Consider the following 25,642-nt stretch of genomic DNA (forward strand, 5'->3'; position numbering starts at 1 on the left):
CCTGATTTATGGATACTCGTTTTATCGGAAAGAAATCCTCCGCGGCCGGTGGCTGGGGGGCGTTGAAAAGCTGTGGCAAGCGACTGCTTGAAAGCGGTACGCCGCTGTCGGGCGCCAGGGCCATGCTGAAGGCGAACCAGCCGGACGGGTTCGATTGCCCGGGCTGTGCCTGGGGGGATCCCGAGCACGGCTCTTCCTTCGAATTCTGCGAGAACGGCGTGAAGGCGGTTGCCTGGGAGGCGACGGAAAAGCGGGCCACGCCCGCCTTCTTCGCCGCCCATACGGTCGCGGACCTGCGCAAGCTGAGCGACTACGAGCTGGAACTCCATGGCCGCCTCACCCATCCGATGCGCTATGACGCGGCGAGCGACCGCTATCTGCCGGTCGCCTGGGGCGATGCTTTCACAGAAATCGGCAACATCCTGAAGAGCCTCGACAATCCTGATCGTGCGGAGTTCTACACTTCCGGCCGCGCCAGCAACGAAGCGGCCTATCTCTATCAGCTCTTCGTCCGCCTCTACGGCACGAACAATTTTCCCGATTGCTCGAACATGTGCCACGAGGCGAGCGGCGTTGCGCTGCGCCAGGCGATCGGCGTCGGCAAGGGAACGGTGTTGCTCGAGGATTTCGAGGCGGCGGACGCGATCTTCGTGATCGGCCAGAACCCCGGGACCAATCACCCGCGCATGCTGGGGGACCTGCGCCGGGCGGCCCTGCGCGGCGCGCGCATCGTCGTCTTCAATCCGATCCGCGAGCGGGGCCTGGAGCGCTTCTCCGATCCGCAGGACAAGATCGAGATGCTGCGCGGCGGCTCGACCGACATTGCCAGCCACTATTTCCAGCCGCAGCTCGGCGGTGACATGGCGGCCGTGCGCGGCATGGCAAAGGCGGTGCTTGCAGCGGAGGACGCGGCGGTTGCGGCGGGCCTGCCGCCGGTGCTCGACCATGCTTTCCTTGCCGAACAGTGCGTGGATTTTTCCGCCTATCGTGCCGCGGTCGAGGCGACCGGCTGGTCCGAGATCGAGGACCAATCCGGCCTGACACGGGCCGAGATCGAACGTGCGGCGGCGGTTTACATGCAGGCCGAGCGCGTCATCTGCACCTGGGCGATGGGCGTGACGCAGCATGTGCATTCCGTCGCGACGATCCGCGAGATCGCCAACTTCATGTTCCTGCGCGGCAATATCGGCCGGCCGGGAGCAGGTCTCTGCCCGGTGCGCGGTCATTCCAACGTGCAGGGCGACCGCACGGTCGGCATCAACGAGAAGCCGCCGGAAGCTTTCCTCGATGCGCTGGAGCGGGAGTTCGGCTTTTCCCCACCGCGCAAACACGGGCACAATGTGCTGTCGGCAATCGGTGCCATGCTGGATGGCTCGGCGGAGGCCTTCATCGGCCTCGGCGGTAATTTCGCCCGCGCGACGCCGGACAGCACGCTGGTGGAAACGGCGCTGCGCCGGCTCAAGCTGACGGTGAACATCGCCACGAAGCCCAACCACTCGCACCTGATGCCGGGAGAGGTGTCCTTCATCCTGCCCTGCCTTGGCCGCACCGAGATGGACCTTGCGCCCAACGGCAATTCCCAGCTGATCAGCGTCGAGGATTCGATGAGCATGGTGCATGGCTCGGCCGGTATCAACCGGCCCGCCTCGCCGCATCTGAAATCGGAAGTGGCGATCATCGCCGGCATCGCCGAGGCGACGGTCGGCAGCGGCATCGTGCGCTGGAGTGCGCTTGCGGAAGACTATGACCGCATCCGCGACCATATCGAGGCGACCATTCCGGGCTTTACGGATTACAACACGCGCCTGCGCAAGCCGCGCGGCTTCCTCCTGCGCAATGCGGCGTCGCACCGGGAATGGGATACGCCTGCCGGCAAGGCCTCCTTTTTCTCCGGCCCGCTGCCGGAGGAGACGGTGCACCAACGGGCGCGCAAGGCCGGCGGGCGCTTCGCGCTGCAGACGTTCCGCTCGCACGACCAGTACAATACGACCGTCTACGGCCTCGACGACCGCTACCGCGGCGTCTACGGCGAACGGCAGGTCATCTTCATCCATCCCGAGGACCTGAAGGCCATGGAGGCGGAAGCCGGTGACCGGGTGGACGTCGTCGGCGCTCACAACGACGGGATCGAACGCGTGGCGCGCGATTTCCGCTTCGTGCCCTATGACGTGCCGCGCGGCAGCATCGCGGGCTACTATCCGGAGCTGAACGTGCTGGTGCCGCTCTCCAGCGCCGGGGAGGAAAGCGACACGCCGACCTCCAAGTCGATCATGGTCTCCTTCCGCAGGCGCGAGGCCGCGTGAGCGGCAAGGCGAGGGAGGCCTGGGATTTCCTGGCGCTCGTCGCCCGCGTGCAGGGCGAGGATCCTCGGCTGACGGGCATCCAGGCCGCGCTCGTCGCGGCCGCTCGCATGGGCGTCGCGAGCGACAGCCGCACGTTCGCCAACCGCCTCGGCCTTGCCCACGCCCTTGTGCTGAGGGAATTGAACGCGTTGGCCGAGCGCGGTGTGGTCTGCATCGACGGGCGGGATGCGCGCACGATGCGGACCCACTATTGCCTCGGACCGGCCGCAGTCGTGCCTATTTGACGGCCGTGGGCTGGAAGCCGGCCGCGAATTTTTCGGCCTTCCTGATGGCCTTTCCTCCGAGCTTTTCGCCGAGCGCCGCCACGATCTCTCCCGCCCGTTCGACGCCGTTGGCTTTTGCCAGCGTGAACCAGTTGAGTGCCTGCCCGGCATCTTTCTTGAGGCCTGTGCCGTCGAGATAGAGCGTGGCAAGCCGGAACTGTGCCTCGTTGTAGCCCTGTCTTGCCGCTTTGCCGACCCATTCGGCGCCGGCGGCGGGGTTCTTTTTCAGGGCGCTGCCGTCGAGATAGAGGTCCCCGAGCCGGAGCTCGGCATAGATATGGCCCATTTCTGCGGCGCCCGTCAGCAGGATCTCCGCCTGGGCGACGTCCTTCGGCACGGCCTTGCCGTCGAGATAATAGGCCGAGAGCTTCTCCATGGCGGGCGCGAATCCCTGTTTTGCCGCCCGCCAGAGCCAGTAGGCCGCCTTCTGCGGATCGGCCGTCACGCCGAGACCGTTCTCGTAGATCAAGGCAAGGTTGAACTCGGCGAAGACGTTCTTCTTCGCCGCCCCCAGCACATACCAGTAGCGGGCTTCCGTCAGGTTCTTCTCGATGCCGCGGCCGTCGCGATAGACGTCGCCCAGCGAACGATAGGCGATCGGAAAGCCGGCACTGGCGCCGGTCCGGTAGATTTCCCGAGCCTCGTCATGCCGGCCGGCGGCATCGATGGCGCGGCCGTAGTTCATGAGGATGCGCAGGCTGTCGGGAAACTGCTTGAGCGCCGTCATGCAGGCCGGCACCGCAGTTTCCGGCTTGATCTGCTTGAAATAGACGCCGACGGCGGGGTCGGCGATCTCCTGCACATGGCCGGCCTCGCGGTCGCACTCGGTGATCTCGGGGTAGAGCGGGTTCTGGGCGAATTCCTCGTAATTCGCCGTGACGCGGCCGGAGATCGCCGGCACGGTCTCGTCGGAGCCCTTCGTCGCATCTTCCAGCCGCAGCCGGGCGAGCTTGGCGAAGACGCCCTCGGGGAATTTTTCGAGATAGCCGCGATACTGGTCGGCGGTGCCGTTCGCCTGGATGCCGTTCCACATCAGAAGGTCCTCGGCCGCATTGATGCTGCGATCGACCGGCAGAGCCGCAACCTCCTGTTCCTTCTCCTCCTTCGGCTTGTTCGCTTCGGTCAGCGTATCGACGCGCATTTCGGCGATGTCGGCAAAGAGGCCCTGGGGGAAAGCGGCGAGGTAGGATTGGTAGCTTTTGGTCGTGTCGCCGTCGGCGGCTGCCTGCCAGGCTTCGGCATCCTTGGTTGCTTCCGCGGAGAACTTCGGCACTTCCGGCAGGGCGTCGGTGAAGAAGAAGTCCTTGGTCAGCGAGGAATTGTCCCACGGTACCTGCTCGCCGCCGGTCTCCTCGACAACCCGCTCGCGCACCCGCTTGAAGACCTGCTCGATGGGCAGGCCCGGCGCGGTGATGAAGTCGGCGAGTGCCCGCGTGAAGGGACTGTTACCCTTCGTGCCGTCCGTCGCGACCTTTCCCGGTGCGGTGGCGAAGGCGATGAAGGTGCCCAGCGGCCCGGTGGCACGCGCAAGGCCGCGTGTTGCGCCGTCATTGGCCGCCGTGCCCGCCGAGCGGTTGGTCTCCAGCGGATTGTTGCGGCAGGCATCGACGATGAACACGGCGATGCGTGGGCGGGCGCGCTCGATCTGCTCGGTGATCATCTTCAGGCTGAAGGCTTCGAGCGGCAGGTCGGAAGAGGAGGTGAGCTGGCTGTCCGTCGGGATCAGGTAGTTCTCGTCGGCGAACTGGATGCCGTGGCCGGCATAGTAGACGACGAGATTGGTTTCCGGCGTCAGCGCCTCGGTCAGGCTCTTCAGCGCGCGAACCATCTGCTGGCGGTCGCCGTCGATGACCGAGACGATCTTGAAGCCGGCGGCGGAGAGCGCCTTCTCCATCAGCTTGGCGTCGCTCTGCGCATTGGGCAGGCGCGGAAGATCGGTATATTTGCCGTTGCCGATCACCAGCGCGACGCGGTTGTCTGCGGCGGCGAACGCCGCGGTCGCCATCGAGAAAAACAGAACGAGAAGAAGACACAATCTTTGCATGAGCATCGCCACCCCATGAAGATCCTGGCAGGAGGCTAGCATAGTCCTCCGGCCCGATACTGGACAAGACGGGATGCAGCCCGGCGTTATTCTGCGTCCCTGTCCTCAAAACTGCCTTCCAGCATGCGCGCCAGCGTTTCAGCGCCGTTCCGCCAGCCATCTCCGGCCTCGGCGATGCCTGCGCACGCCGTTGCCAAATTAGCTTGCACGTCGGCACGAAGCAGTCTGCCGAGGGCGGCGGAGAGGTGCGCCTCGTCGTCCGCAACGCGATGCAGCAAGGCTGCACCGCGGCTCTCGGCCCAGCGTGCGCGATCGACCTGCCGGTCCATGTCCGGGCTTTCGTCCGGCACGAAGAGGGTGGGAATGCCACCTGCAATGTTCTCATGGAACGTGTTGTAGCCAGCCCGCACGATCGCGGCGTCCCAGGCGCGGCTTACGGCATAGGCGGGGTGGCGCATGAGCCGGTGGTGGCGTTCGGGATGGCGGGGCGCGGTCTTTCCGGTCAGGGGGGATTGTAGTTCCAGCACATGCAGGTCGGCCCTCGCAAGGAGGTCGTCCAGCAGCCGGGTGTGAAGACGCATGAGATCGGGATTGGCGGAACGGGAGAGGTCGAGAAGGACGACGGTGGCTGTCTGTGGCAGGCCGAGTGTTTGTCGCGCCGCATCACGCGCCAGGCGCTCCGACGGGTCGATCAGCAGCATCGGAGGTACCAGCCGGGTCTTTGCTCGGTCGGCTGCGGTCGGCCCGCCATCGTATTCGCCGGCATAGTCGTCCGGTTCGATGATGATGGGGAAATGCGCGCCGGCACCGATATAGCTCTCATGGTGTGCCGGCCACATTCCGCGCCGGATCCAGATGGCCTGCACGCCGGGATGATGGCCGAGGGCCTTGATGACGCCGTCGAAGACGAAATTGACGTCGTAGACGAGGGTAGTGGCGTGATGGGCTTCGAGCAGCAGACCGATTTCCGCGGCGAGCCGGTCGTTCCAGGCGGCGGGCTCCTCGCCGGTCAGCCCATGATGCGGCACGAAATGCACCGGAAAGCCGAGATCGCGCACGATGCCTGCGCTGTAGCTCATGGTCAGGAAGGCGGCCGGGCGGTGTTTCAGCCGTCTTGCGACCGCAAGCTGGCGGGTGAGATGGCCCTGGCCGATGCCGTTCGCCGAGACGAACAGGATGCCGTCGGGACGATCAGAGAGAGGGACAGGGCTTGCCGGCTGCGCCGTTGCCGCCCGCTCATCGAGGATCGGCCGATCCTCCAGCCTTTCGATGAAGAAGACGGCACTGTTGTTGAAGCCGCGCCAGGCCGTTTCCGGGACGTTGATGGCGAGAAGCCGTTCTGCGGGAACGAGGCGGGTCGCGTCGTAATCCGCAGGCAGCGGCAGGACCGCGCCGAGCGTGCCGGCGAGATCTTCCGGAGAGAAGATGCGCATATGATCCGACTGGCCGAAGCGTGCCGTGCGCTCGGCCCCGGTCCGCCCCTCCAGCGCCTCCCGGAAGCCGCCTTCGAGGAAGGGGATGCTGAAAACATGCAGGCCGCCGGGTTTCACCAAACGGTGGAGGCCGGCGGCGACGGCGCGATAGTCGCAGGCGACGTGTTCGAGCACATGGTTGTGCAGCACGATATCGAAGGAAGCCGGGGCAAGGGTTGGAAGATCGCGGCAGAGATCGAGACGGGTGACGGCGAAAGGGAATTGGCCGGGGTCGATGTCGGCGCTGAGATAGCTGCTGCCGAAGCGGTTTCGAAAGGGGGTGGCGAGGCACTCTTCGGGAGCGAGGTGCAGGATGCGGCGATTTCCCGACAGGAGGCCGCGCAGGCGCAGCACCTCGAAGATCAGCCGGTGACGCTCCAGCGAACCGCAACCCTCGCAGCGCACGTTTCGGCGCAGGAAGGCGCTGTCCTTCTCGCCATAGGTATCCCCGAAGACCGGACTGCCGCAGATGTTGCAGGTTGGCGAGGCCACCGTCGTCCTCACAGGCTGTCGAGCTTGGTGATGTCCCAGTCGGTCCGGACGATCCGGGCATGGTCCTCCACGTAACGGGCGATGTCGCGGGCGCCGTTCGTCCAGGTGATAGACCGGCAGCGGCGCACCACGCTCTCTCGTTCCACCGGATCCAGCAGGCGCTCGACATGGGCCGCGGCAAAGCCGAGGTCGTAGTCGCGGCGCATCAGCCAGCCGCGGCCGGTGAGTTCCGCCCAGCGGGCGCGGCTTGCCTGCAGGTCCATCTCGTCGGCTTCGTTGGGCACGAACAGTGTCGGGACGGCGCCGAGCACCTGTTCGTGAAAGGTGTTGTAGCCGGCCGCGGTGATCGCCGCGTCGAAGGCGTTGCTGAAGCGGAAGCTCGGGAAGAGCTCGACCACCCGGTGCCGCTCGCCCAGCCTTTCGAGGTCGGCGGCGTCGGGCGTGATCGGCGAGCGGATCTCGAGCGCGATCGTGTCGGGGCGGCGCAGCACTTCGGCGAGCAGCGCGCTGCGAATATCCCGCATGTCGAAATTGGCGCCCGAGCCGAGCTGGAAGGCGACGACGGTTATGCCTTCGGGCAGGCCCAGCGCGGCCCGCGCGCTTTCGCGTGCCATGCGGTCGGCCGGGTCGAGCTGCAGGACGGGCGGCACGAGGAAGGTTTCCCTGCGGCAGGCTGCGGTTGGGCCGTGATCGAAGGTTTCCGCCAGCTCGCCGGGTTCGATCACCGCATCGAAATGGTCGGTGAAGTCGAGGAACACCCGGTGGGATTCCCGCCAGAGCGGTCGCCGCACCCAGATCTTGAAGAGATCGGGAAACGCGCCGAGCGCCCGGGTGACGCCTTCGAAAACCGCCGTCGCATCATAGGCGAAGACAGCGGGGCGCAGATGGGCGATGAGTTCGAACAGCTCCTCGGCAAGGCAGGTGTTCCAGTCCTCGGGGTCGGCATCGAGGATGCGGTGATGCGGCAGGAAATGCGCCTGGTAGCCCTGCTGTACGGCCGCCTTCATGGAATAGGACATGGTGGCGAAGACCGGTGTCAGACCCGACGGCAGCCGCTGCGCGACGGCGAGCTGCTGGGTGAGGTGTCCGACGCCGATGCCGTTGCTGGAGGCAAAGAGCACATTGCGTTGCGGCAGGGCCGGAAAGAGCCTGCCACCGAAGGATGGCGCCTCTTCCGGCGTCCCCATGATGCGGGTGAGGCGGTCGGCGTAGATCGCCGCGTCGTGGTTGTTTTCGACGAAGCGGCGGGCCTGCATACATTGCGACCGGTAGCGCTCCGGGTCGTTCACGAAGCCATCGATGAGGCGCTCGACATCTTGAGGTTCGCCGTAGATCGCTGCCTTTCCGAACAGCAGCGCGAAATGCGGGGGCAGGATGACGACAAGACCAGTCGCGAGCGCTTCAAGGATCGTCCGCCCGAAGGCCTCCGACCAGGCCGGATCATGGAAGTAGACATAGAAATCGAGCGTGCCGAGGAAGGCCGGAACACCGTCCCAGGTGAAGGGCACCAGCTCCCAGTTCGGCGGGATCGCGCCGTATTTTTCAGTGAGGAAAGTATCGGCGCCGAGCGCGCGCACGCGAAACCGTGCGCCGTCGGCCGGGTAGGCGAGCAGCACGTCCTCGGCGGTCGGCCACTTCAACGGGTCGGGGCGTGAGTGTCGCCCGATGACGACGGGATAGGCGGGCTCTCGGGCCGGTTTTGCCGCCCAGTCGTCAAGGTCGATGAGATTGCCCCAGTCCTCCTCCAGTATAAGCGCATAGGGCGGCAGGCGGCGCGGAAGGCTGTCGCGCACGACGGCGCTGACCGGCGCCAGGAACACATCGCTGCCGAAGGCGTCGCAGGCATGGGCAACGACGCGTTCGAGGTCGTACTGTCGGCGGCCGTCTCCGTCATACATCGGGTGGTGCAGGATGATCAGCAGTTTGTCCGTGGTGATCGACAGCGGGCGCGTCGGGCGGTTCTCGACGATCGTCGGGTGATGGATCAGCACGAGGCGGGCGTGGAGGCGCATGTCGGGGTCGATGCGCTCGGTCAATCCTTCATCGATCAGGCGCCGCAGGTCCGGGTGCATGGGGAAGGGCAGACCGAGCAGCGGTCCTTTGACGGCGAGCAACCCTGTGCGCAGGCCTGCGCGTGCGGCGGTACGGATTTCCACGGCGAGTGCCGTCGACGTCCCTCCCTCGAAGCGAACATCCGCAACGAAGAGGACGTCGAGCGCGGTGCTCATCGATCGGTCCGCGCCGTCATTGCAGGGGCTGCGGCAAGGAAGGTGTCGATGTTCTGGCCGTAGCTGATGACATGCACCGGCTGCCATTTCGACATGAGGAGACGCCAGCGTTTGGCCAGATAGGCGTTCCAGGAGATTTCGGCGGCGTGCAGCTTCTGTTCGAGGGTGGAGGGCAGGTATTCGAAGATGGCGTTCCTGTCGCGGAACCGCATGAAGTCGAGGCTGTCGGTGAGATAGACGATCTTGTGCTTCGTGCCGAAGCGACGGGCCGTCACGTCGATGATCTCGTCGATCTGCTCCGCCTCGACGCCGATGAGCGTAACGATGATCGTGCTGAGCGCCGGTTGCGAGGCGTAGATGGCGAGGGTTTGCGCCGGCACTTCGTCCGGTGTGGCAGGCTTAGGGCCGCGTTGCGGCAACCAGCCGAAGATCCCCATTTCGCCTCCCCCTCGATCCCGCCGGGGCGGGCCTGAAAGCGCCTCTGGATGAAGGCTATTGCCGGGACCCGGCGCTGTCAACGAAGGGCGAATGGAAAAAGCGGGGTGAGGGATCAGGAGGCGAGCGGCCAAGCGGCAATGGCAGCGGGGCGCCATAGCGACGGCTGGCCGGCGGCGAGACGCACGACGACCGATTGCGTTCCGGTGGCCGCAGGAACGGGGAAAAACAACCGGCCGAAGGCGGCATTGCTGCTCTCGCCGGTGGGGGAAGGGGCGGGCTCGAACGACCAGGCGAGGCCGACCGGTGCCAGGATCTCAGCCGTCACTGTCACGCCGTCGAGGGTGAGTCGGGCGCAGGCGTCATCGAGATCGACGGTGGCTTCGCTGTAGAATTGCCAGAAGCCGGCCGGGGTGGCGGCGCCCTTCTGCTCCAGCTCATCGACGATGAAGGCGGTGTCGGCGCCGTCAAGGGCGACGCCTCGGCGCCAATCGACCGGCCAGCCGTCATCGCCCATGGCATAGGCGGCAAAGCGGCGGCCGTCCCGCTGTCCCACACCAAGGAGCCTTGCAAAGGCCGTGGTCGATTGCGGTGCGCCGTCGATCAGCACGGTGCTGTGAGCCGCGGTCTGCGTGCGAAAATAGTCGAACCGACGCGCGGGCTCGAAATAGCCGGGAAGGGCATAGTTTTCCCGGCCGAGCTCGCTGGCGAAACGTCGGCCGGCTATCTCCAGCACGAAGGTGCCGAGGTCGAGATGGGCGTGGTTGACGTCGTTGCGCCCGCCTTTCAGGGCGAGCCAGGTTGTGCCGGTCCGCAGAATCGCAACACCTGCCGGCTCGTAGGCGGTCGGTGCGTCATCGGCCGGCTGGGGCCCGGCCTCCGGTGCGCACCACAGGAGGTCGAAAGGGTGCGGATCGCCGGGAGCGGTGTGTTGCCAGGCCGTTGCGGCCGGTTCGCTCGCGCGGCCGGCGAGCCAGCCGAGCACGGGCGCGCGGCGCGGCTGCTCCGTCGCGTCGCCGAAATTGAACACCCGGCCGCTGGGGCCGGTGAGGTCGCGGCCATATCGCCAGGTGCGCGTGATTGCGTCCGGCATATCCGTCGCAAGGCCGAGATCGTCGAGAAGGGCGTGGGCGAGCACGGCGTAGCGCGTGGCATATTCCCAGTAGTCCGGCCCCTCCTCATAGCTGCCATCGGCGCCGAAGGCGGACAGTCCATGTCGCAGGGCAGGCCGGAAACACGCCAGCACGTCCCCGGAGAGGGTGGCGTCCGTGTCGGCCATGGCGGCGGCACCGGCGATCATGCCGGTGCAGCAGACGATATTCCAGTTGTTGCTGACCGTCATCCAGGACGCCCCGGCTGCCGCGGCGGCAAGGCCTGGGGCAAGCCCCTTGGTGGCGATGGCCGTGGCGATCGTGTCATGGTCGGCACGGGTCAACAGCGGCCTCGTCCAGCAAAGGCCGAGCGCCATGCCGGTCGTCATCTCCGCGGTGTCGAGGAAATGGGTCGGGTTCCAGTCGGTGAATACGGCAGCGTTCAGCAGTTCGCGGATCGCCCGCCGGCGAAAGGCGCTGCCGCCGACAAGGCAATCGGCAACGGCCAGCGTTGCGATGCGGTCGAAAAGCTTGCGGCTCGTCGGTAGAATGACGTCGCGTCCATCCTCCCGTTCCAGTTCAAGCAGGGGGGCGGTGTGGATATCGCCCGCGGTCTGCAGGACCCAGTCGGAATAGCGCATGCCAGCAGCGGACGACCGGGCCGAAGACCGGATCTGCCCCGCATCCAGAGAAAGGATCAATAATTCCTGGCCCCGCGCGTGGCGCTTGACGTATCGATATGTGCCTTCTTGGCGACCTTGCAGGGCACCTGCTTGCCCTTGACGGTACAGACTGTCGGTTTACCTGCGCTCGTCTCGCAGCCGCTCAGTAAAACGGATGCCGACAGAAGTGCTGCCAGCGAAGTCCACCTTGCTATTACGAATCTGGTCATGGTCCTGTCCACCCGAAATTAGCAAGTCTTCATGGAAAGCGACAAGACGGGTAAAGTCAATATCCCCGCTGCCCAAAACAGGGTGTTTCCTGCGACTGGGCGACAGGGGTGGCCGGAATTCAATCCCGGCCACCCAGGCTACAGTGACCTGCAAAGGATGAACCCGGCACTGCCGTGCTGCGGAAGGTGCAGTCAGGTGCGCCGGCCGGCTGCGGCCGAGCGCAGGTTGTCGAGCAAAACGGCGAGCAGGAGGATCAGGCCACGCACGACATACTGGTAGAACGCCTGGATGTTGAGGAGGTTCATGACGTTTTCCGCAATGCCCATGATCAGCACGCCGACGATGACGCCTGTCATGGCCGCCCGGCCGCCGGCAAGCGACACCCCGCCGAGCACGCAGGCCGAGATGACCGAGAGTTCTAGGCCTGTCGCGGCATTCGGCTGGCCGGAGGTGATGCGCGAGGCCAGCAGCACGCCGGCAACCGCGCAGACGAGGCCCTGCAGTGCGAAGATCCAGATGCGCATGTTCGAGACGTTGACGCCGGCAAGGCGCGAGGCCTCGGGATTGCCGCCGATCGCCAGCGTGTTCTTGCCGAAGACCGTGCGGTTCAGCACGAAGCCGAAGACGATGAAGAAGGCGGCCATGACCCAGATCGGCGTCGGGATGCCGAGGAATTTCGACAGGGCGAGCTGGTAGAAGCCCGGATCGTTGATGCCGACGGCGCGACCGTCCGAGGCGATCAGCGCGAAGCCGCGCACGATCTGCATGGTGGCGAGCGTCGTGATCAGCGCGTTGATGCGGAAGCGGGCGATCACCACGCCGTTGACGAGGCCAACCGCGCCGCCGCAGATCAGTGCGGCGATGAGGCCGACGAGGATCGACCCCGAGGCATTGGACGCCATGACGGCGACCATGCCGGAAAAGGCGACGGTGGAGCCGACCGACAGGTCGAAGTCACGCGAGGCGAGGCAGAACATCATCGTGCAGGCGACGATGCCGATGGTGACCACCGATTGCAAGAGGCCGAGCATGTTGCGCTCGGTCAGGAAGTTGGGCACCGTCAGGGCCACGATGGCGAAGGCGACGGCGAAGATGACGACCAGACCCTGTTCGCCGAGGAGGAGTTTTTTCAAGGACGTCATCGGGACTTGACCTGCTGGTTGGGAACATCGGGAAGGGCGGCGGCGAGGATGCGGCGTTCGTCGAAATCGGCCCGCTCGATGTCCGCGGCGACACGGCCTTCGCACATGACCATGATGCGGTCGGTGATGCCCATCACCTCGGGCAGTTCGCTGGAGATGACGATGATCGCCATGCCCTGGCTGGCGAGCTCGTAGAGGATCTCGTAGATCTCGGATTTGGCGCCGACGTCGATGCCGCGTGTCGGTTCGTCGATGATGAGGACCTTGACGCCTTGCTCCGACAGCCAGCGGCCGAGAATGACCTTCTGCTGGTTGCCGCCCGAGAGGTTGACGATCTCCTGTTTGCGGGAGGGGGTGCGCACGCGCAGCTTGGCGATGAAGCGGTCGGCAAGCTCGGCCTCCTTCTTCGGCTGGAGGATGCCGAAGGGGGAAAAGTGCCGGCGCGAGGAGATCGCCATGTTCTCCTCGATGTTGCGACCCTGCACGATGCCGTCGAACTTGCGGTCTTCCGGGCAGAGCACGATGCCGGAGCGGATCGATTGCGGCGGACTGTCCGGTGCAACGGCCCTGCCGTCGACCGTCACCGTGCCTTGCGAACGGCTGTCGGCGCCGTAGACGAGACGTGCCATTTCGCTGCGGCCGGCGCCGATGAGACCGAAGAAGCCGAGGATTTCACCCTGGCGCACGGAGAAATTGATCGGCGTACGCAGCTTGCGCCCTGCGAGGTCCTTAACCTTCAGCCGCACGGAGCCGCGCTCGCGGGGGCGAAACCCCCAGATGTTGGCGATCTCGCGGCCGACCATCTCGGAAATGATCTGGTCGCGCGTCACGGCGGCGATATCGGGGTGATGGGCCGCCAGCTTGCCATCGCGCAAGACCGTGAGGCTGTCGCACAGGCGAAAAATCTCGTCGAGGCGATGCGAGACGTAGAGGATAACCTTGCCTTGCGCGCGCAGGCGGTCGATGAGGGAGAAGAGGATTTCGCTTTCGCGCGAGGAGAGTGAGGAGGTCGGTTCGTCGAGCGCGATGACGCGCGCGTCGGCCATCACGGCCTTGGCGATCTCGACCATCTGGCGTTCTCCGATCGACAGCGACGCGACCTTGGCGGCGGGATCGATGTCGATGCCGATATCCTTGAGCTTCGCCTTCACCACGCCGAGGAGGCGCGTGCGGTCGATGACGCCGGCCTTGCCGGGAAAGCGCCCGAGCCAGAGGTTCTCGGCGACCGTCAGCTCGGGCACGAGCTGCAGTTCCTGGTGAATGACGATGACGCCGGCTTCGAAGGCGTCGCGCACCGAGCGGTAGTGCTGCGCCTTGCCGTCGATCAGGATCTCTCCGGTATCGGCGGACTGATCACCCGAGAGAACGCGGATAAGCGTCGATTTTCCCGCGCCATTTTCGCCCATCAGGCCGTGCACGGCGCCCTTCTTCACGGAGAAGGAGACGTCGGCGAGCGCCTGCACGCCGGGATATCCCTTGGATATCGCGTTGAATTGAAGGAAGTCCTGCATCTCTCCACCCCCGAAAAGAAGCCCGGCGGCCCAAAAGCCTTCAACTGCGCCGCCGGGGTGATATCATCTTGGGAGGATGATTATTCGATGCCAAGGTCCTTGCGGACGGTCTCATAGTTGTCGCGCAGAGCGACCTGGCCGGCCGTCAGGGTCAGCTTTTCCGGTTCCTTGCCGTTGGCGACCCACTCGAACATGTTGAGCGCGGTCTCGTAGCCGTGACGCTTCGGCGAGATGATCACGGTGCCGAAGAAGCCGGTTGCCGTGGGCTTCTTGAACTCGTTGATCGCCGAATCCGCACCGCCGATGCCGACGCCGATCATGCTGTCGGCGGCAATGCCGACGCTTTCGGTGGCGCGCACCGCGCCAAGCACGGCTTCGTCATTGAGGCCGACGGCGACCCAGTGCTTGATGCCGGCATTCTTGTTGAGCACGACGGTCGAAGCGTTGAGCGCCGCTTCCGTGTCGGTCTTGGCCTGCGGGGCGTCGAAGATGTTGGCTTCCGGGAAGCCGGCGGCCTTCAGCACGGAGAGCGCGCCTTCGACACGATCGACGGCGGTCGGCAGCTGGTCGTAGGAGACGCGGATCGCGCCGACGTCCTTCATGTCCCAGCCGCGCTTCTTGATTTCCGCGACAATGGTCTCGCCGACGGCCTCACCGATCTTGGTGGCAGAGATGCCCATATGCGGCACGTCTTCGATCGGGCTGCCATCGGCATTGACCAGGCGGTCGTCGACGGTCATCAGCTTGAGATCGTTGGCGGCGGCCTTGGCGACGATGCCGGGCCCAAGCTTCACGTCCGGCGTGCAGATGATGAAGCCCTGGGCGCCCTGGGCGCCGAGATTGTCGATGGCCGACTGAACCTTCTCGCCGTCCTCGGCGCCGATCTTGACGAGGGTGAAGCCCTTCTCCTTGGCGGCGACGTCTGCGAACTTCCATTCGTCCTGGAACCACGGCTCTTCCGGCTGCTTCACGATGAAGCCGATCTTCACATCGGCAGCGAAGGCGGAGGTTGCGGCGAATACGGCGACGGTGCCAGCCAGGATGGCTGCTTTGATAAGGCCCATTGTCTCTCTCCCAAGTTAACTGCGCCTGCAGTGTGCCTTGGTGTAGTGTCTTTCATCATATTCGTCAATTGCGTTTGTATGATGAATTAAATAACAGTGTATGATAGTAACGTCGCGATGACGCGAAGCGGGCCGTCGCCATCGGGCGCGAAACGGGATATGCATCGCGGACGGAAATGGGGTGGAGAATGATCGTGCAGGAACAGGACGGGCGCTCGGGCGTGGCCGATGGCGAGGGCGGCGTACGGCGTCCCCGGGTGCAGAAGAACATCACGCGGGCGATTGCCTCGGATATCTGCGCCGACATCTTCCCGGTCGGCGGGTTCCTGCCGACGGAGAACGAGCTGTGCCTGCGCTACGGCGTCAGCCGCACCGTCATCCGCGAATCGCTGAAGATCCTCGAATCGAAGGGCCTGGTGCGCGGCCGCTCCCGGGTCGGCACGATCGTCTGCCCCAAGGAGGAGTGGAACATCCTCGACCAGCAGGTGCTGGAATGGATCGGCCCGCGCATCTTCGAATTCGACCTTCTCACCTGCGTGCTCGACGCGCGCCGTGCCATCGAGCCCTTTGCCGCCGAACTCGCCGCCGAGCGCGCGACGGTGCAGGACGTCGCGGAAATCGAGCGCGCCTGGGAACGCATGCGCGATGCGGAGAGCGATCTCGATGCCTTCTCGCAGGCGGACTTCGCTTTCCATGCGGCGCTGCTCAAGGCCAGCCACAACCAGGTTTTCATGCAGCTCGCCAGCATCATCCAGGCCGCGCTCGAATTCTCGCTGCATGCCTCCGCCGAAGCGGCGGATGCCCGGGACGAAGCGCTGGAGGTCCACAAGCGCCTCGTGGATGCGCTGCGCATGCGCGACAAGGCGACGGCGCGTGAATGTTCGCACCGCCTGCTTGATCTGGCCGCGCGCGATCTGGCGATTGCCGTCAAGAATCATCCGACGCCTGCGGGCGCCTGATCCAATCCCCTTTCTGTTTCCAGACGAGTGTCCCCATGAAGATCACCAAGCTCACGACCTATATCGTTCCGCCTCGCTGGCTCTTCCTCAAGGTGGAGACGGACGAGGGCATCGTCGGCTGGGGCGAACCCGTCGTGGAAGGTCGCGCGCTGACCGTGGAGGCGGCGGTGCACGAGCTCTCCGACTACCTCGTCGGCAAGGATCCGTTGCTCATCGAAGACCATTGGCAGGTCATGTATCGCGGCGGCTTCTACCGCGGCGGGTCGGTGCACATGTCGGCGCTGGCCGGCATCGACCAGGCGCTCTGGGACATCAAGGGCAAAGCTTATGGCCAGCCCATTCACGCTCTGCTCGGCGGCCAGGTGCGCGACAAGATCAAGGTCTATTCGTGGATCGGCGGCGACCGTCCCGCCGATGTCGCCAACAATGCCCGCGAGGTCGTCGCCCGTGGCTTCAAGGCGATCAAGCTCAACGGCTGCGAGGAAATGCAGATCGTCGACAGCTGGGACAAGGTGGAAAAGGCGGTGGAGACCGTCGCCATCATCCGCGAGGCGATCGGCCCGCATGTCGGTATCGGCGTCGATTTCCATGGCCGCGTGCACCGGCCCATGGCCAAGGTGCTCGCAAAGGAGCTCCAGCCCTATAATCTGATGTTCATCGAGGAACCCGTGCTTTCGGAAAACCGCGAGGCCTTGAAGGAGATCGCCAACCATTGCTCGACGCCGATCGCGCTGGGCGAACGGCTCTATTCGCGCTGGGACTTCAAGTCCGTGCTCTCGGATGGCTATGTCGACATCCTCCAGCCGGATCTTTCCCATGCCGGCGGCATCACGGAATGCCGCAAGATCGCCGCGATGGCGGAGGCCTATGACGTGGCGCTGGCGCCGCATTGCCCGCTGGGCCCGATCGCGCTCGCCGCCTGCCTGCAGGTGGATGCGGTCTCCTACAATGCCTTCATCCAGGAACAGAGCCTCGGCATCCACTACAACAAGGCCAACGATATCCTCGACTACATCTCCAACAAGGAGGTGTTCTACTATGCCGATGGTTTCGTCTCGATCCCGCAGGGACCCGGGCTCGGCGTCGAGGTGGACGAGGCCTATGTCATCGAACGGGCAAAGGAGGGCCATCGCTGGCGCAACCCCGTCTGGCGGCATGAAGACGGCAGCGTCGCCGAATGGTAGGGGGAGCGGAGATGGCTGGACGTCTTGACGGAAAACGGATCGTCGTCACCGGTGCGGCGCAGGGCATCGGCCTTGCCATCGCCGAATGCTTCCTTGCCGAAGGGGCAAGTCTCTTCCTCATCGATCGTGACGGCGATCTGCTGGCCGCGGAAGCCGGCCGGCTTCGTGCCGCTGGCGGCAAGGTTGGCCATGCGGCGGCTGACATCACCGATGCCGATGCCATCGCGCGGGCGGTGGCTGCCGCGACAGCCGAGATTGGCCGGCCGAATGCGCTGGTCAACAATGCCGGGGTCAATGTCTTCTTCGAGCCGCTCAAGCTCTCGGATGCCGACTGGCAGCGCTGCTTCGACATCAACCTCAAGGGCGCCTGGAATTGCAGCAAGGCCGTTCTGCCTGGCATGATCGAAGAGGGGGGCGGGGTCATTCTCAACATCGCCTCGACCCACGCCTTCACCATCATCCCGCACACTTTTCCCTATCCGGTGGCCAAGCACGCGCTGCTCGGCATGACCAAGGCGCTCGGCCTCGAATATGCGGGGCAGGGCGTTCGTGTGAACGCGCTGGCGCCCGGCTATGTGCGCACGCAGAAGGCGGTGGAATACTGGAACAGCTTTCCAGATCCCGTCGCGGCAGAGGCTGAAACATTGAAGCTGCATCCCGGCGGGCGTATCGCCGCGCCGGAGGAGATCGCCAGGGCCGCGCTCTTCATGGTTTCGGACGAATGCCCCTTCATGAACGCCACCTGCCTGACGGTGGATGGCGGGATGAGCGTGCTGCATCACCCCTGAGCGGATGGGATTTTCGACAGCGGAAAAAAAGAGGCCCCGCACGAAGCGGGGCAGCGAGCGCCACGGTTGGCTCCCAATGACGCGGGGAAGCTCGCGGGTTGCGCGAGTAATATCTGAGTAGGGTTTTGCTGGGACGCAGGGAAGGTCTGATTCGGCGATTCCGGTACGCTCGCGCAAATAAACTGCAGATGCAGCGGTTTTGGCCGGGTTGCGGACGGGAAGTGCCCACGAAACAGGCAGCCGTCAGGACGCCGTTTTCAGGATCGCGGAGAAGCGGGGATCGAAAGCCCGGCGGATTGGCTCGGCCGCGGCACCCAGCGCGACCGCCCACGGGCCGATCATGCCGAGCTGCAGGCGCGGCAGCGTGCGGTCAGGTCGGTCGGCATTGGAGGAGATGAGCGGGAACATGGCATCGAACAGCCGCTTTGCCAGCGGCTCCGGTGCGCTGCCCGAGAGAATGACGGTCTGGGGATCGAAGATGGTCTCGACCGTGTGCACGGCCTGGCGCATGTCGGCCGCCGCGCCGGCCAGCCAGTCGAGAATGCGCGGATCGTCCGCAAGCGTCCGCCGCTCGACCTCAGCGTAGGCCTCCGTGGTCGCCGAATCGAGGCCGAGATGCTGGAACAGCGAAGCGAGCGACGAGCGATGTTCGAGCGGTGACTGGCTGCCGCCGCGCGAGAACAGCACCATGCCGATCTCGCCGGCATTGCGGTTGCTGCCCGTATAGAGCTCCCCGCCGAGGATCAGCCCCGCCCCGATACCGTAGCCGAAATAGATGCAGACGGCATGGTCGAGGCCGTCCGCCGAGCCGTTCATCCGCTCGGCTGTCGCGCAGGCGGTGGCGTCGTTCTGCAGGCTTGTGGCCAGTCCCGTGCCGGCGGCTAGCGTTTCGACGAGCGGGAAGCTCTGCCACGGCGCCATCATCCAGGCATTGTCCTCGGACGGCGGAAGGCCGAAAGGCCCGGGCATTGCAAGGCCGAGCCCGGCAAGCCGGTGTGTCGATTCGGGGATGCGCCGTGCCAGGTCGCTGCGCATGGTCTCGATGAGGCGAAGGATCAGCTTGCACCCCTCCACCGGGCCGCCCGGCGGAAGGTTGGCGACGGCGCGGGCGACTTCCCGCCCCATCAGGTCGACGGCGACGAGGCGCGTGAGGTGCCGGTCGATCTGCACGCCGAGGGCAAAGGCGCCTTCCGGAACAAGGCGATAGGGCGTTGAGGGCTGGCCGCGCCCGCCGCGCACCACCTCCTCCGACGCGACGAGCCCGTCCACCTCGAGGCTTTCGACGAGATTGGAGATGGTCTGCTTGGTCAGTCGCGTGGCGCGGGAAAGATCGGCGCGCGACAGGGGGCCGTTCAGCCGGATGGCCTCGATGATGACGCGCCTGTTATGGGCGCTGGTGCCTTCCTGGTTGGTTCCGCTCTTGGCGCGGATCGTCCGCAGTTCGTTCATCGATACCCCCTCTTGACACCATTTGAATAATACAGAACACTTAAGTCAAGATATTTGACTTAATAAGGAGCCGAAGAGCTCCGGGGAACGGCGGCGGGTCTCCCGCCTTGATCCGACAAGGAGCTGTCAGTGGTCCTCAGGGGCCGAGGCGGCCCGAAACGACCAGGGGTGCCCACAGGGTGCCCTCGGATGCATGAACCAAAAAAGGAGGACGCAATCATGTTGAAATCGATAAAGAAGACCTTGCTCGGCGCGGTGCTGGTTGCCGGCGTTTCCGTTCCGCATGCCTTTGCGGAAACGACGCTCAACGCGCTCTTCATGGCGCAGGCCGCCTATAGCGAGGCGGACGTGCGCGCCATGACGGACGCCTTCACCAAGGCGAACCCCGACATCAAGGTGAACCTGGAATTCGTTCCCTACGAGGGCCTGCACGACAAGGCGGTGCTCGCGCAGGGTTCCGGCAGCGGCTACGACGTCGTGCTTTTCGACGTGATCTGGCCGGCCGAATATGCGACCAACAACGTGCTGGTCGACGTCTCGTCCCGCGTCACCGAGGAGATGAAGAAGGGCGTGCTGCCGGGCGCCTGGACGACCGTCAATTATGACGGCAAGTCCTATGGCATGCCGTGGATCCTCGACACCAAATACCTGTTCTACAACAAGGAAATCCTTGAGAAGGCCGGCATCAAGGCGCCGCCGAAGACCTGGGCCGAACTCAACGAACAGGCAAAGGTGATCAAGGACAAGGGCCTGCTGGCGACCCCGATCGCCTGGAGCTGGTCGCAGGCCGAGGCCGCGATCTGCGACTACACCACGCTTGTCAGCGCCTATGGCGGTGAATTCCTGAAGGACGGCAAGCCGGCCTTTACGGAAGGTGGCGGTCTCGATGCCCTGAAGTACATGGTCGACAGCTACAAGTCCGGTCTCACCAACCCGAACTCCAAGGAGTTCCTCGAAGAGGACGTGCGCAACCTCTTCCAGAACGGCGAGGCGGCCTTCGCGCTCAACTGGACCTATATGTACAACATGGCCAATGGCGGCAAGGACAGCAAGGTCGCCGGCAAGGTCGGTGTCGTGCCCGCACCGGGCGTCGAGGGCAAGAGCGAGGTCTCGGCCGTCAACGGCTCGATGGGCCTCGGCATCACCACGACCAGCAAGAGCCCGGATGAGGCCTGGAAGTACATCGTGCACATGACCTCGCAGGAGACGCAGAACGCCTATGCCAAGCTCAGCCTGCCGATCTGGGCGTCGTCCTACGAGGATGCCGCCGTCACTGCCGGTCAGGAAGAGCTGATCGCGGCCGCCAAGCTCGGTCTTGCCGCCATGTATCCGCGGCCGACCACGCCGAAGTACCAGGAGCTTTCCACGGCCCTCCAGCAGGCCATTCAGGAAGCCCTGCTCGACCAGGCATCGCCGGAAGATGCGCTGAAATCGGCGGCTGACAACAGCGGTCTTTGACCTTCGGCCTTGCGGGCGGCTTCGGCCGCCCGCACACTCCCCTTTCCTGAAATCGATGAAGAGGACGCTATGTCCGGCACCTGGATGACGACCCGGGCATGGCTTCTCATGCTGCCGCTGCTGGTGATCATGCTCGCCGTGATCGGCTGGCCGATGGTCGATACCGTGCGGCTCTCCTTTACCGATGCCAAGTTGATCGGTTCCGGCGGTGCTTTCGTCGGTTTCGACAACTACCTGAAAATGCTGTCGAACAGCAATTTTCAGCGCGCGCTCTATGCGACGACCTGGTTTGCCGTGGTCTCCGTGACGGCGGAGATGGTGATCGGCGTTCTGGCTGCTCTCCTGCTGAACCAGCGGTTTTACGGCCGCACCGTGCTGCGCGCCCTGCTGATCCTGCCCTGGGCGTTGCCGACGGTGGTCAATGCGACGCTCTGGCGGCTCATCTACAATCCGGAATACGGCGCGCTGAACGCGGCGCTGACACAGGTCGGCCTTCTCGACAGCTACCGCTCCTGGCTCGGCGAGCCCGGCACCGCCATGACGGCGCTGATCGTCGCCGACTGCTGGAAGAACTTTCCGCTCGTCGCCCTCATCGCGCTTGCTGCCCTCCAGGCCGTGCCGCGCGACATTACCTCCGCCTCGCTGGTCGATGGCGCAGGCCCCTTCGCGCGCTTCCGTTTCGTCATCCTGCCCTATCTCGCCGGCCCCCTGATGGTGGCGCTGGTCCTGCGCACCATCGAGGCCTTCAAGGTGTTCGATCTGATCTGGGTGATGACGCGCGGCGGCCCGGCCAATTCGACGCGCACCCTGTCGATCCTCGTCTATCAGGAGGCCTTCTCCTTCCAGCGTGCCGGCTCCGGCGCCTCGCTCGCCCTCGTCGTCACCCTCATCGTGACGGTGCTGGCGATCGGCTACGGCATGCTCGTGCGGCGCACGGCGGGGAGTGCCGCCTGATGGAACGCCGCAGCCTTCTCGCCTCGATCCTCATCCATGCCGCCGCGCTGCTGCTGGCCGCGGTCATCGTCGCGCCGATCTTCTGGCTCTTCGTGATGAGCATCTCGCCGGCGGCCGACCTCGTGGCGCGCCCGCTGCGCTGGTGGCCGAGCACGGTCGATTTCTCGCGTTACGCCACGCTGCTTTCGACCATCCCGAACAGTGCGGGTGCAACCTTCGTCGCCTCGCTCGTCAACAGCATCCTCGTGGCGGGCATGGCGACGGTTGCCGCCGTCCTGCTTGCCGTGCCGGCGGGCTGGGCGGTCTCGCGCACACCTTCGGTCGGTTGGTCGCTCTCGCTGGTCATCGCCACCTACATGCTGCCGCCCGTCGCGCTCGCCGTGCCGCTCTACATGGCGCTCGCCGCCTTCGGCCTGCTCAATTCTGTCTTCGGCCTGGCGCTCGTCTACCTCACCATCCTGGCACCTTTTACCACCTGGCTGATGAAATCCGGCTTCGACGGCATTCCGCGGGAAATCGAGCAGGCGGCGATGATGGACGGGGCAAGCCTTTTTGCGACGCTGCGCATCATCACCCTGCCGCTTGCCATGCCCATCGTCGCGACCTCGGCGCTCTTTGCCTTCCTGCTTGGCTGGGACGAGTTCTTCTATGCGCTGCTTTTCACTTCGGACCAGCGCGCCCGCACGCTGACAGTCGCCATTGCCGACCTCGCGGGCGGCCGGGTCTCCGACTACGGGCTGATCGCGACGGCCGGCGTTCTGGCAGCGCTGCCGCCGGTTCTGGTCGGCCTCCTCATGCAACGGGCCCTGATTTCGGGCCTTACCAGCGGCGGTGTGAAAGGATGACGATGGACACGACTGCATCCCGGCCGGAAGGTCTCAAGGCGATCGATCGCGAAATGGCGCGCCAGCATGCCGATGCGCTCGCCTCGTTCCGCAACAACGGCGCAATGGCCGAAAGGGCCGCTGCCAGCCTGAAGCGCACCGGCCGGCTGCTGCTCCTCGGCATGGGCGGCTCGCAGGCGGTCGGTCGCGCCGTCGAGCCGCTTTACCGCCGCCTCGGCATCGACGCGATTGCCTTGCCGCTTTCCGAGCAGCTCGGCGCGCCGCTCGCCCTCGACGGGCGCACGATCTTCGTCACCTCGCAGTCGGGGGAAAGCGCGGAGGTGCTGCGCTGGTTCGGGGAGACCGGTGGCAATGAGGACACATTCGGATTCACGCTAGAAGACGGCTCCTTCCTCGCGCGCACGGCGCCTTGCCTCGTCGGCCACGGCGGCACGGAGCAGGCCTTCGCCGCGACCCGCAGCCTGACCGTGAGTTTCGCGCTCCACCTTGCGATCCTCGCTGCCCTCGGTGAAGACGCCGCGTCGGCGGTCGATATCCTGGAAAACCCGCAGGAGCCTTCCATTGATGCGGCGCTGGCCATGTTGCGCGACGTGCGCTCCGTCGTGACGTCCGGGCGGCGGCTGCAGGGGCTTGCCGAGGCCATCGCGCTCGGTTTCACGGAACTGTCGCGTCTGCCGTGTTTTTCGCTGGAAGGCGGCCAGCTGCGCCATGGGCCGATGGAGATGCTCTCGCCAGAGGTGGGCGTGGTCCTCTTCCGCGGTGACGATGCGACGACAGATCTCGTGACGGCGATGGCGACGTCGGTCGTCGAGGCGGGCGCAAGGCTCGTCATGTTCGACGCGTCCGGCCGGCCGCCGGTCGAGGGCGCGGCGACGATCGCCTTCTCGGCGCTGACCGGGCTTGCTGCCGTCTTCGCGATGCTGCCGACGGCGCAGCGGCTGATGATCGCCTTCGCTGCGGAGCGTGTCACCGATGCCGGAACGCCGGTGCGCACGACCAAGATTACCCGGAGTGAATGAGTGAAGCCGCTTGCCGTCATCGGAAACGTCAATGTCGACCTGATCATGGGACCGGCTGCGCCCTGGCCGCAGCCGGGCACGGAAAGCATCGTCGATCACGACGAGCTGCGCGTCGGCGGTTCGGCGGGCAATGCCGCGCTCGCCTGGATGGCGCTCGGCACGCCCTTCGAGATCGCCGCCAGCATAGGCCGCGACCAGTTCGGCCGCTGGCTGGCGGAAAGTTTCGGCGCACGCGCAAGCACCTGGCCGGTGCACGGCGACAGCACGACGCTCTCCGTCGGCATCACCCATCCGGACGGTGAGCGGACCTTCTTCACGACGCGCGGGCACCTGCCGCTGTTCAGCCTGGAGGACGTCCTTTCGGTGCTCGACGGGCCGAGGCTTGCCGGCGGCATTGCGCTCCTTTGCGGCTCGTTCCTGACGGAGCGGCTGGTGGAGGACTACGACCGGTTTTTCGACTGGGCCGATCGGCATGATATCGCCGTCGCCCTCGATACCGGCTGGCCGCTGGACGGCTGGACGGAGGCGAACAGGCGGTCGGCGAAACGCTGGCTGTCGCGCTGTCGGATCGCGCTGTTCAACGAGGTGGAGACGACCAGTCTTGCCGGTGTTGCCGATCCCGCGGAGGCGGCACGTATCTTGCGGCAGGGCATGCCGGAGGGAAGTTTCGTCGTCGTGAAGTGCGGCCCGAAGGGGGCCATCGCCGTGGATGCCGCCGAGCGGGTCTTTCACGTCGCTGCGCCTTTCGTGCAGGTCGTCGATACGATCGGCGCGGGCGACGTGTTCAACGCAGCTTTCCTTGCTTCCCACGCAGCCGACGGAGGGCTTGAGGCAAGCCTTGCCGCCGGCACGGCGGTGGCCTCGCGCGCAATTTCCACCCATCCCCGAAGCTACACACCGACCGGGCAGGACACTACGGCATGAGCACGCTGACCATTGACGCCATCCGCAAGAGCTACGGCGCCGTCGAGACGCTGAAGGGCATCGACATCGCGCTCGAAAGCGGGGAGTTCCTCGTGCTGCTCGGCGCCTCCGGCTGCGGCAAGTCCACGCTGCTCAACATCATCGCCGGCCTTGCCGAGCCGACGAGCGGCGACATCCGCATCGGGGACCGCTCGATCGTCGGGGTGCACCCGAAGGACCGGGACATCGCCATGGTGTTCCAGTCCTACGCGCTCTATCCCAATCTCACCGTGCACCGGAACATCGGCTTCGGCCTCGAAATGCGCAAGGTGGACAAGACGGAACGCGATAGGGCCGTGCATGAGACGGCGAAGCTCCTGCAGATCGAGAACCTTCTGGAGCGCAAGCCTGGCCAGCTATCGGGTGGCCAGCGTCAGCGCGTCGCCATCGGCCGCGCGCTGGTGCGCAATCCGAAAATCTTCCTTTTCGACGAGCCGCTGTCCAACCTCGATGCGAAGCTGCGCATGGAAATGCGCACCGAGCTGAAGCGCCTGCACCAGATGACGAAGACGACCGTCGTCTATGTCACGCATGACCAGATCGAGGCGATGACGCTCGCCACCCGCATTGCCGTCATGCGCGGTGGCCGGATCGAACAGCTCGATACGCCGGAGGCCATCTACAACCGGCCGGCGACGCTCTATGTCGCGACCTTTGTCGGCGCGCCGCCGATGAACCTTCTGGCCGCTACCGCGGTCGAGGACGGCGTGCGGATCGACGGCACGGACATCGCCGTGCCTGTGCCGGGTCTCAACGGCGTCTCGTCCGGGCGCCGGCTCGTCCTCGGCATCCGGCCGGAGGCGGTCGAGCGGACGGGCGAAGGCGTGTCGCTTACGGCGCGCTGCGAGGTCGCGGAATTGACCGGGCCGGAACTGGTCGTCACGGCGGTCATGGGCCGCCAGCGCCTCGTCGCCGCCCTGCCGGCCACCGCCCGCATCGCCGCCGGCGACGAGATCGCGCTTGTCGTTGCGCCCACTGCCTTCCATGTTTTCGACGCTGAGACGGAGCAGCGGCTGAACTGACGG

The 25,642-nt window shown here is 65.4% G+C and carries 20 protein-coding genes; 11 read left to right on the top strand and 9 right to left on the bottom strand.

What is annotated here, in order from left to right; all coding sequences use genetic code 11:
• Window positions 1-8 precede the first annotated feature (8 nt).
• Window positions 9-2,303 (top strand): FdhF/YdeP family oxidoreductase, encoded by a 2,295-nt coding sequence (locus tag K0P03_RS27485; protein ID WP_272791231.1) that lies wholly within the window; start codon window positions 9-11, stop codon window positions 2,301-2,303.
• Window positions 2,300-2,587, top strand: coding sequence for a hypothetical protein (locus K0P03_RS27490; protein WP_272791232.1), 288 nt, complete (start codon window positions 2,300-2,302; stop codon window positions 2,585-2,587). The genes K0P03_RS27485 and K0P03_RS27490 overlap by 4 nt, the downstream gene beginning before the upstream one ends.
• On the opposite strand, the gene K0P03_RS27495 is transcribed toward K0P03_RS27490, so the two are convergent.
• From K0P03_RS27495 to K0P03_RS27530, 8 genes are all read right to left on the bottom strand, one after another.
• Entirely contained in the window at window positions 2,580-4,670 is a 2,091-nt protein-coding gene (locus K0P03_RS27495; RefSeq protein WP_272791233.1) for a caspase family protein, read from the bottom strand. The two genes, K0P03_RS27490 and K0P03_RS27495, sit on opposite strands and share 8 nt — an antisense overlap.
• Before the next feature lie 86 nt (window positions 4,671-4,756).
• Window positions 4,757-6,634: a methyltransferase domain-containing protein gene (locus K0P03_RS27500; RefSeq protein ID WP_272791234.1), complete on the bottom strand. Its 1,878-nt coding sequence runs from the start codon at window positions 6,632-6,634 to the stop codon at window positions 4,757-4,759.
• Window positions 6,635-6,642: 8 nt separating this feature from the next.
• Window positions 6,643-8,862 carry a glycosyltransferase gene (locus tag K0P03_RS27505; protein WP_272791235.1) on the bottom strand — a complete coding sequence of 740 codons (2,220 nt, stop codon included), beginning with the start codon at window positions 8,860-8,862 and terminating at the stop codon, window positions 6,643-6,645.
• The gene (locus K0P03_RS27510) at window positions 8,859-9,299 is read right to left on the bottom strand and encodes a hypothetical protein (RefSeq protein WP_272791236.1); all 441 of its coding nucleotides are present in this window, start codon (window positions 9,297-9,299) and stop codon (window positions 8,859-8,861) included. The genes K0P03_RS27505 and K0P03_RS27510 overlap by 4 nt, the downstream gene beginning before the upstream one ends.
• A gap of 113 nt (window positions 9,300-9,412) precedes the next feature.
• Window positions 9,413-11,089: a heparinase II/III domain-containing protein gene (locus K0P03_RS27515; RefSeq protein ID WP_272791237.1), complete on the bottom strand. Its 1,677-nt coding sequence runs from the start codon at window positions 11,087-11,089 to the stop codon at window positions 9,413-9,415.
• 383 nt (window positions 11,090-11,472) lie between these two features.
• Complete coding sequence (gene araH / locus K0P03_RS27520) at window positions 11,473-12,423, bottom strand: L-arabinose ABC transporter permease AraH (protein ID WP_023514737.1); 951 nt, start codon at window positions 12,421-12,423, stop codon at window positions 11,473-11,475.
• Window positions 12,420-13,934, bottom strand: a complete 1,515-nt coding sequence (araG, locus tag K0P03_RS27525; RefSeq protein ID WP_272791238.1) for an L-arabinose ABC transporter ATP-binding protein AraG — start codon at window positions 13,932-13,934, stop codon at window positions 12,420-12,422. Before araG ends, araH begins: the two co-directional genes overlap by 4 nt.
• 80 nt (window positions 13,935-14,014) lie before the next feature.
• Window positions 14,015-14,998, bottom strand: coding sequence for an arabinose ABC transporter substrate-binding protein (locus tag K0P03_RS27530; protein ID WP_024271371.1), 984 nt, complete (start codon window positions 14,996-14,998; stop codon window positions 14,015-14,017).
• A 188-nt stretch (window positions 14,999-15,186) separates the two neighbouring features.
• On the opposite strand from K0P03_RS27530, the gene K0P03_RS27535 reads away from it, so the two are divergent.
• Genes K0P03_RS27535 through K0P03_RS27545 form a run of 3 tightly spaced genes read left to right on the top strand, consistent with a single transcriptional unit; the run spans window position 15,187 to window position 17,929 of the window.
• Entirely contained in the window at window positions 15,187-15,957 is a 771-nt protein-coding gene (locus K0P03_RS27535; protein ID WP_272791239.1) for a FadR/GntR family transcriptional regulator, read from the top strand.
• Window positions 15,958-15,992: 35 nt separating this feature from the next.
• The gene (gene dgoD, locus K0P03_RS27540) at window positions 15,993-17,141 is read left to right on the top strand and encodes a galactonate dehydratase (protein WP_272791240.1); all 1,149 of its coding nucleotides are present in this window, start codon (window positions 15,993-15,995) and stop codon (window positions 17,139-17,141) included.
• Window positions 17,142-17,152: 11 nt separating this feature from the next.
• Complete coding sequence (locus tag K0P03_RS27545; RefSeq protein ID WP_272791241.1) at window positions 17,153-17,929, top strand: SDR family oxidoreductase; 777 nt, start codon at window positions 17,153-17,155, stop codon at window positions 17,927-17,929.
• Window positions 17,930-18,172: 243 nt separating this feature from the next.
• On the opposite strand, the gene K0P03_RS27550 is transcribed toward K0P03_RS27545, so the two are convergent.
• A complete protein-coding gene (locus K0P03_RS27550) occupies window positions 18,173-19,378 on the bottom strand; it encodes an ROK family transcriptional regulator (RefSeq protein WP_050744845.1) in 1,206 nt (401 codons plus the stop codon).
• A gap of 219 nt (window positions 19,379-19,597) precedes the next feature.
• Here K0P03_RS27550 and K0P03_RS27555 point away from each other — a divergent pair, with 219 nt between their 5' ends.
• From K0P03_RS27555 to K0P03_RS27580, 6 genes are all read left to right on the top strand, one after another.
• Complete coding sequence (locus K0P03_RS27555; protein ID WP_272791242.1) at window positions 19,598-20,836, top strand: extracellular solute-binding protein; 1,239 nt, start codon at window positions 19,598-19,600, stop codon at window positions 20,834-20,836.
• A 69-nt stretch (window positions 20,837-20,905) separates the two neighbouring features.
• Entirely contained in the window at window positions 20,906-21,790 is an 885-nt protein-coding gene (locus K0P03_RS27560; RefSeq protein WP_023516312.1) for a carbohydrate ABC transporter permease, read from the top strand.
• On the top strand, window positions 21,790-22,635 hold the full coding sequence (locus K0P03_RS27565) for a carbohydrate ABC transporter permease (protein WP_130514448.1): 846 nt from the start codon (window positions 21,790-21,792) through the stop codon (window positions 22,633-22,635). The genes K0P03_RS27560 and K0P03_RS27565 overlap by 1 nt, the downstream gene beginning before the upstream one ends.
• 2 nt (window positions 22,636-22,637) lie before the next feature.
• On the top strand, window positions 22,638-23,654 hold the full coding sequence (locus K0P03_RS27570) for an SIS domain-containing protein (RefSeq protein ID WP_272791243.1): 1,017 nt from the start codon (window positions 22,638-22,640) through the stop codon (window positions 23,652-23,654).
• Entirely contained in the window at window positions 23,655-24,578 is a 924-nt protein-coding gene (locus K0P03_RS27575; RefSeq protein ID WP_272791244.1) for a PfkB family carbohydrate kinase, read from the top strand. It abuts the gene before it with no gap.
• Window positions 24,575-25,639, top strand: a complete 1,065-nt coding sequence (locus K0P03_RS27580; protein ID WP_272791245.1) for an ABC transporter ATP-binding protein — start codon at window positions 24,575-24,577, stop codon at window positions 25,637-25,639. Before K0P03_RS27575 ends, K0P03_RS27580 begins: the two co-directional genes overlap by 4 nt.
• Window positions 25,640-25,642 lie beyond the last annotated feature (3 nt).

It is taken from the genome of Shinella sp. HY16, from assembly GCF_028534175.1.
In the GTDB taxonomy this organism is placed as follows: Bacteria; Pseudomonadota; Alphaproteobacteria; order Rhizobiales; family Rhizobiaceae; genus Shinella.

What these genes read in the sequence shown, in the direction of transcription:
- K0P03_RS27485 (WP_272791231.1), top strand. Translation starts at nt 9, where the DNA reads ATGGATACTCGTTTTATCGGAAAGAAATCCTCCGCGGCCGGTGGCTGG.
- K0P03_RS27495 (WP_272791233.1), bottom strand. Translation starts at nt 4,670, where the DNA reads ATGCAAAGATTGTGTCTTCTTCTCGTTCTGTTTTTCTCGATGGCGACC.
- K0P03_RS27505 (WP_272791235.1), bottom strand. Translation starts at nt 8,862, where the DNA reads ATGAGCACCGCGCTCGACGTCCTCTTCGTTGCGGATGTTCGCTTCGAG.
- K0P03_RS27510 (WP_272791236.1), bottom strand. Translation starts at nt 9,299, where the DNA reads ATGGGGATCTTCGGCTGGTTGCCGCAACGCGGCCCTAAGCCTGCCACA.
- araH (WP_023514737.1), bottom strand. Translation starts at nt 12,423, where the DNA reads ATGACGTCCTTGAAAAAACTCCTCCTCGGCGAACAGGGTCTGGTCGTC.
- araG (WP_272791238.1), bottom strand. Translation starts at nt 13,934, where the DNA reads ATGCAGGACTTCCTTCAATTCAACGCGATATCCAAGGGATATCCCGGC.
- K0P03_RS27530 (WP_024271371.1), bottom strand. Translation starts at nt 14,998, where the DNA reads ATGGGCCTTATCAAAGCAGCCATCCTGGCTGGCACCGTCGCCGTATTC.
- K0P03_RS27535 (WP_272791239.1), top strand. Translation starts at nt 15,187, where the DNA reads ATGATCGTGCAGGAACAGGACGGGCGCTCGGGCGTGGCCGATGGCGAG.
- dgoD (WP_272791240.1), top strand. Translation starts at nt 15,993, where the DNA reads ATGAAGATCACCAAGCTCACGACCTATATCGTTCCGCCTCGCTGGCTC.
- K0P03_RS27545 (WP_272791241.1), top strand. Translation starts at nt 17,153, where the DNA reads ATGGCTGGACGTCTTGACGGAAAACGGATCGTCGTCACCGGTGCGGCG.
- K0P03_RS27550 (WP_050744845.1), bottom strand. Translation starts at nt 19,378, where the DNA reads ATGAACGAACTGCGGACGATCCGCGCCAAGAGCGGAACCAACCAGGAA.
- K0P03_RS27555 (WP_272791242.1), top strand. Translation starts at nt 19,598, where the DNA reads ATGTTGAAATCGATAAAGAAGACCTTGCTCGGCGCGGTGCTGGTTGCC.
- K0P03_RS27560 (WP_023516312.1), top strand. Translation starts at nt 20,906, where the DNA reads ATGTCCGGCACCTGGATGACGACCCGGGCATGGCTTCTCATGCTGCCG.
- K0P03_RS27565 (WP_130514448.1), top strand. Translation starts at nt 21,790, where the DNA reads ATGGAACGCCGCAGCCTTCTCGCCTCGATCCTCATCCATGCCGCCGCG.
- K0P03_RS27570 (WP_272791243.1), top strand. Translation starts at nt 22,638, where the DNA reads ATGGACACGACTGCATCCCGGCCGGAAGGTCTCAAGGCGATCGATCGC.
- K0P03_RS27580 (WP_272791245.1), top strand. Translation starts at nt 24,575, where the DNA reads ATGAGCACGCTGACCATTGACGCCATCCGCAAGAGCTACGGCGCCGTC.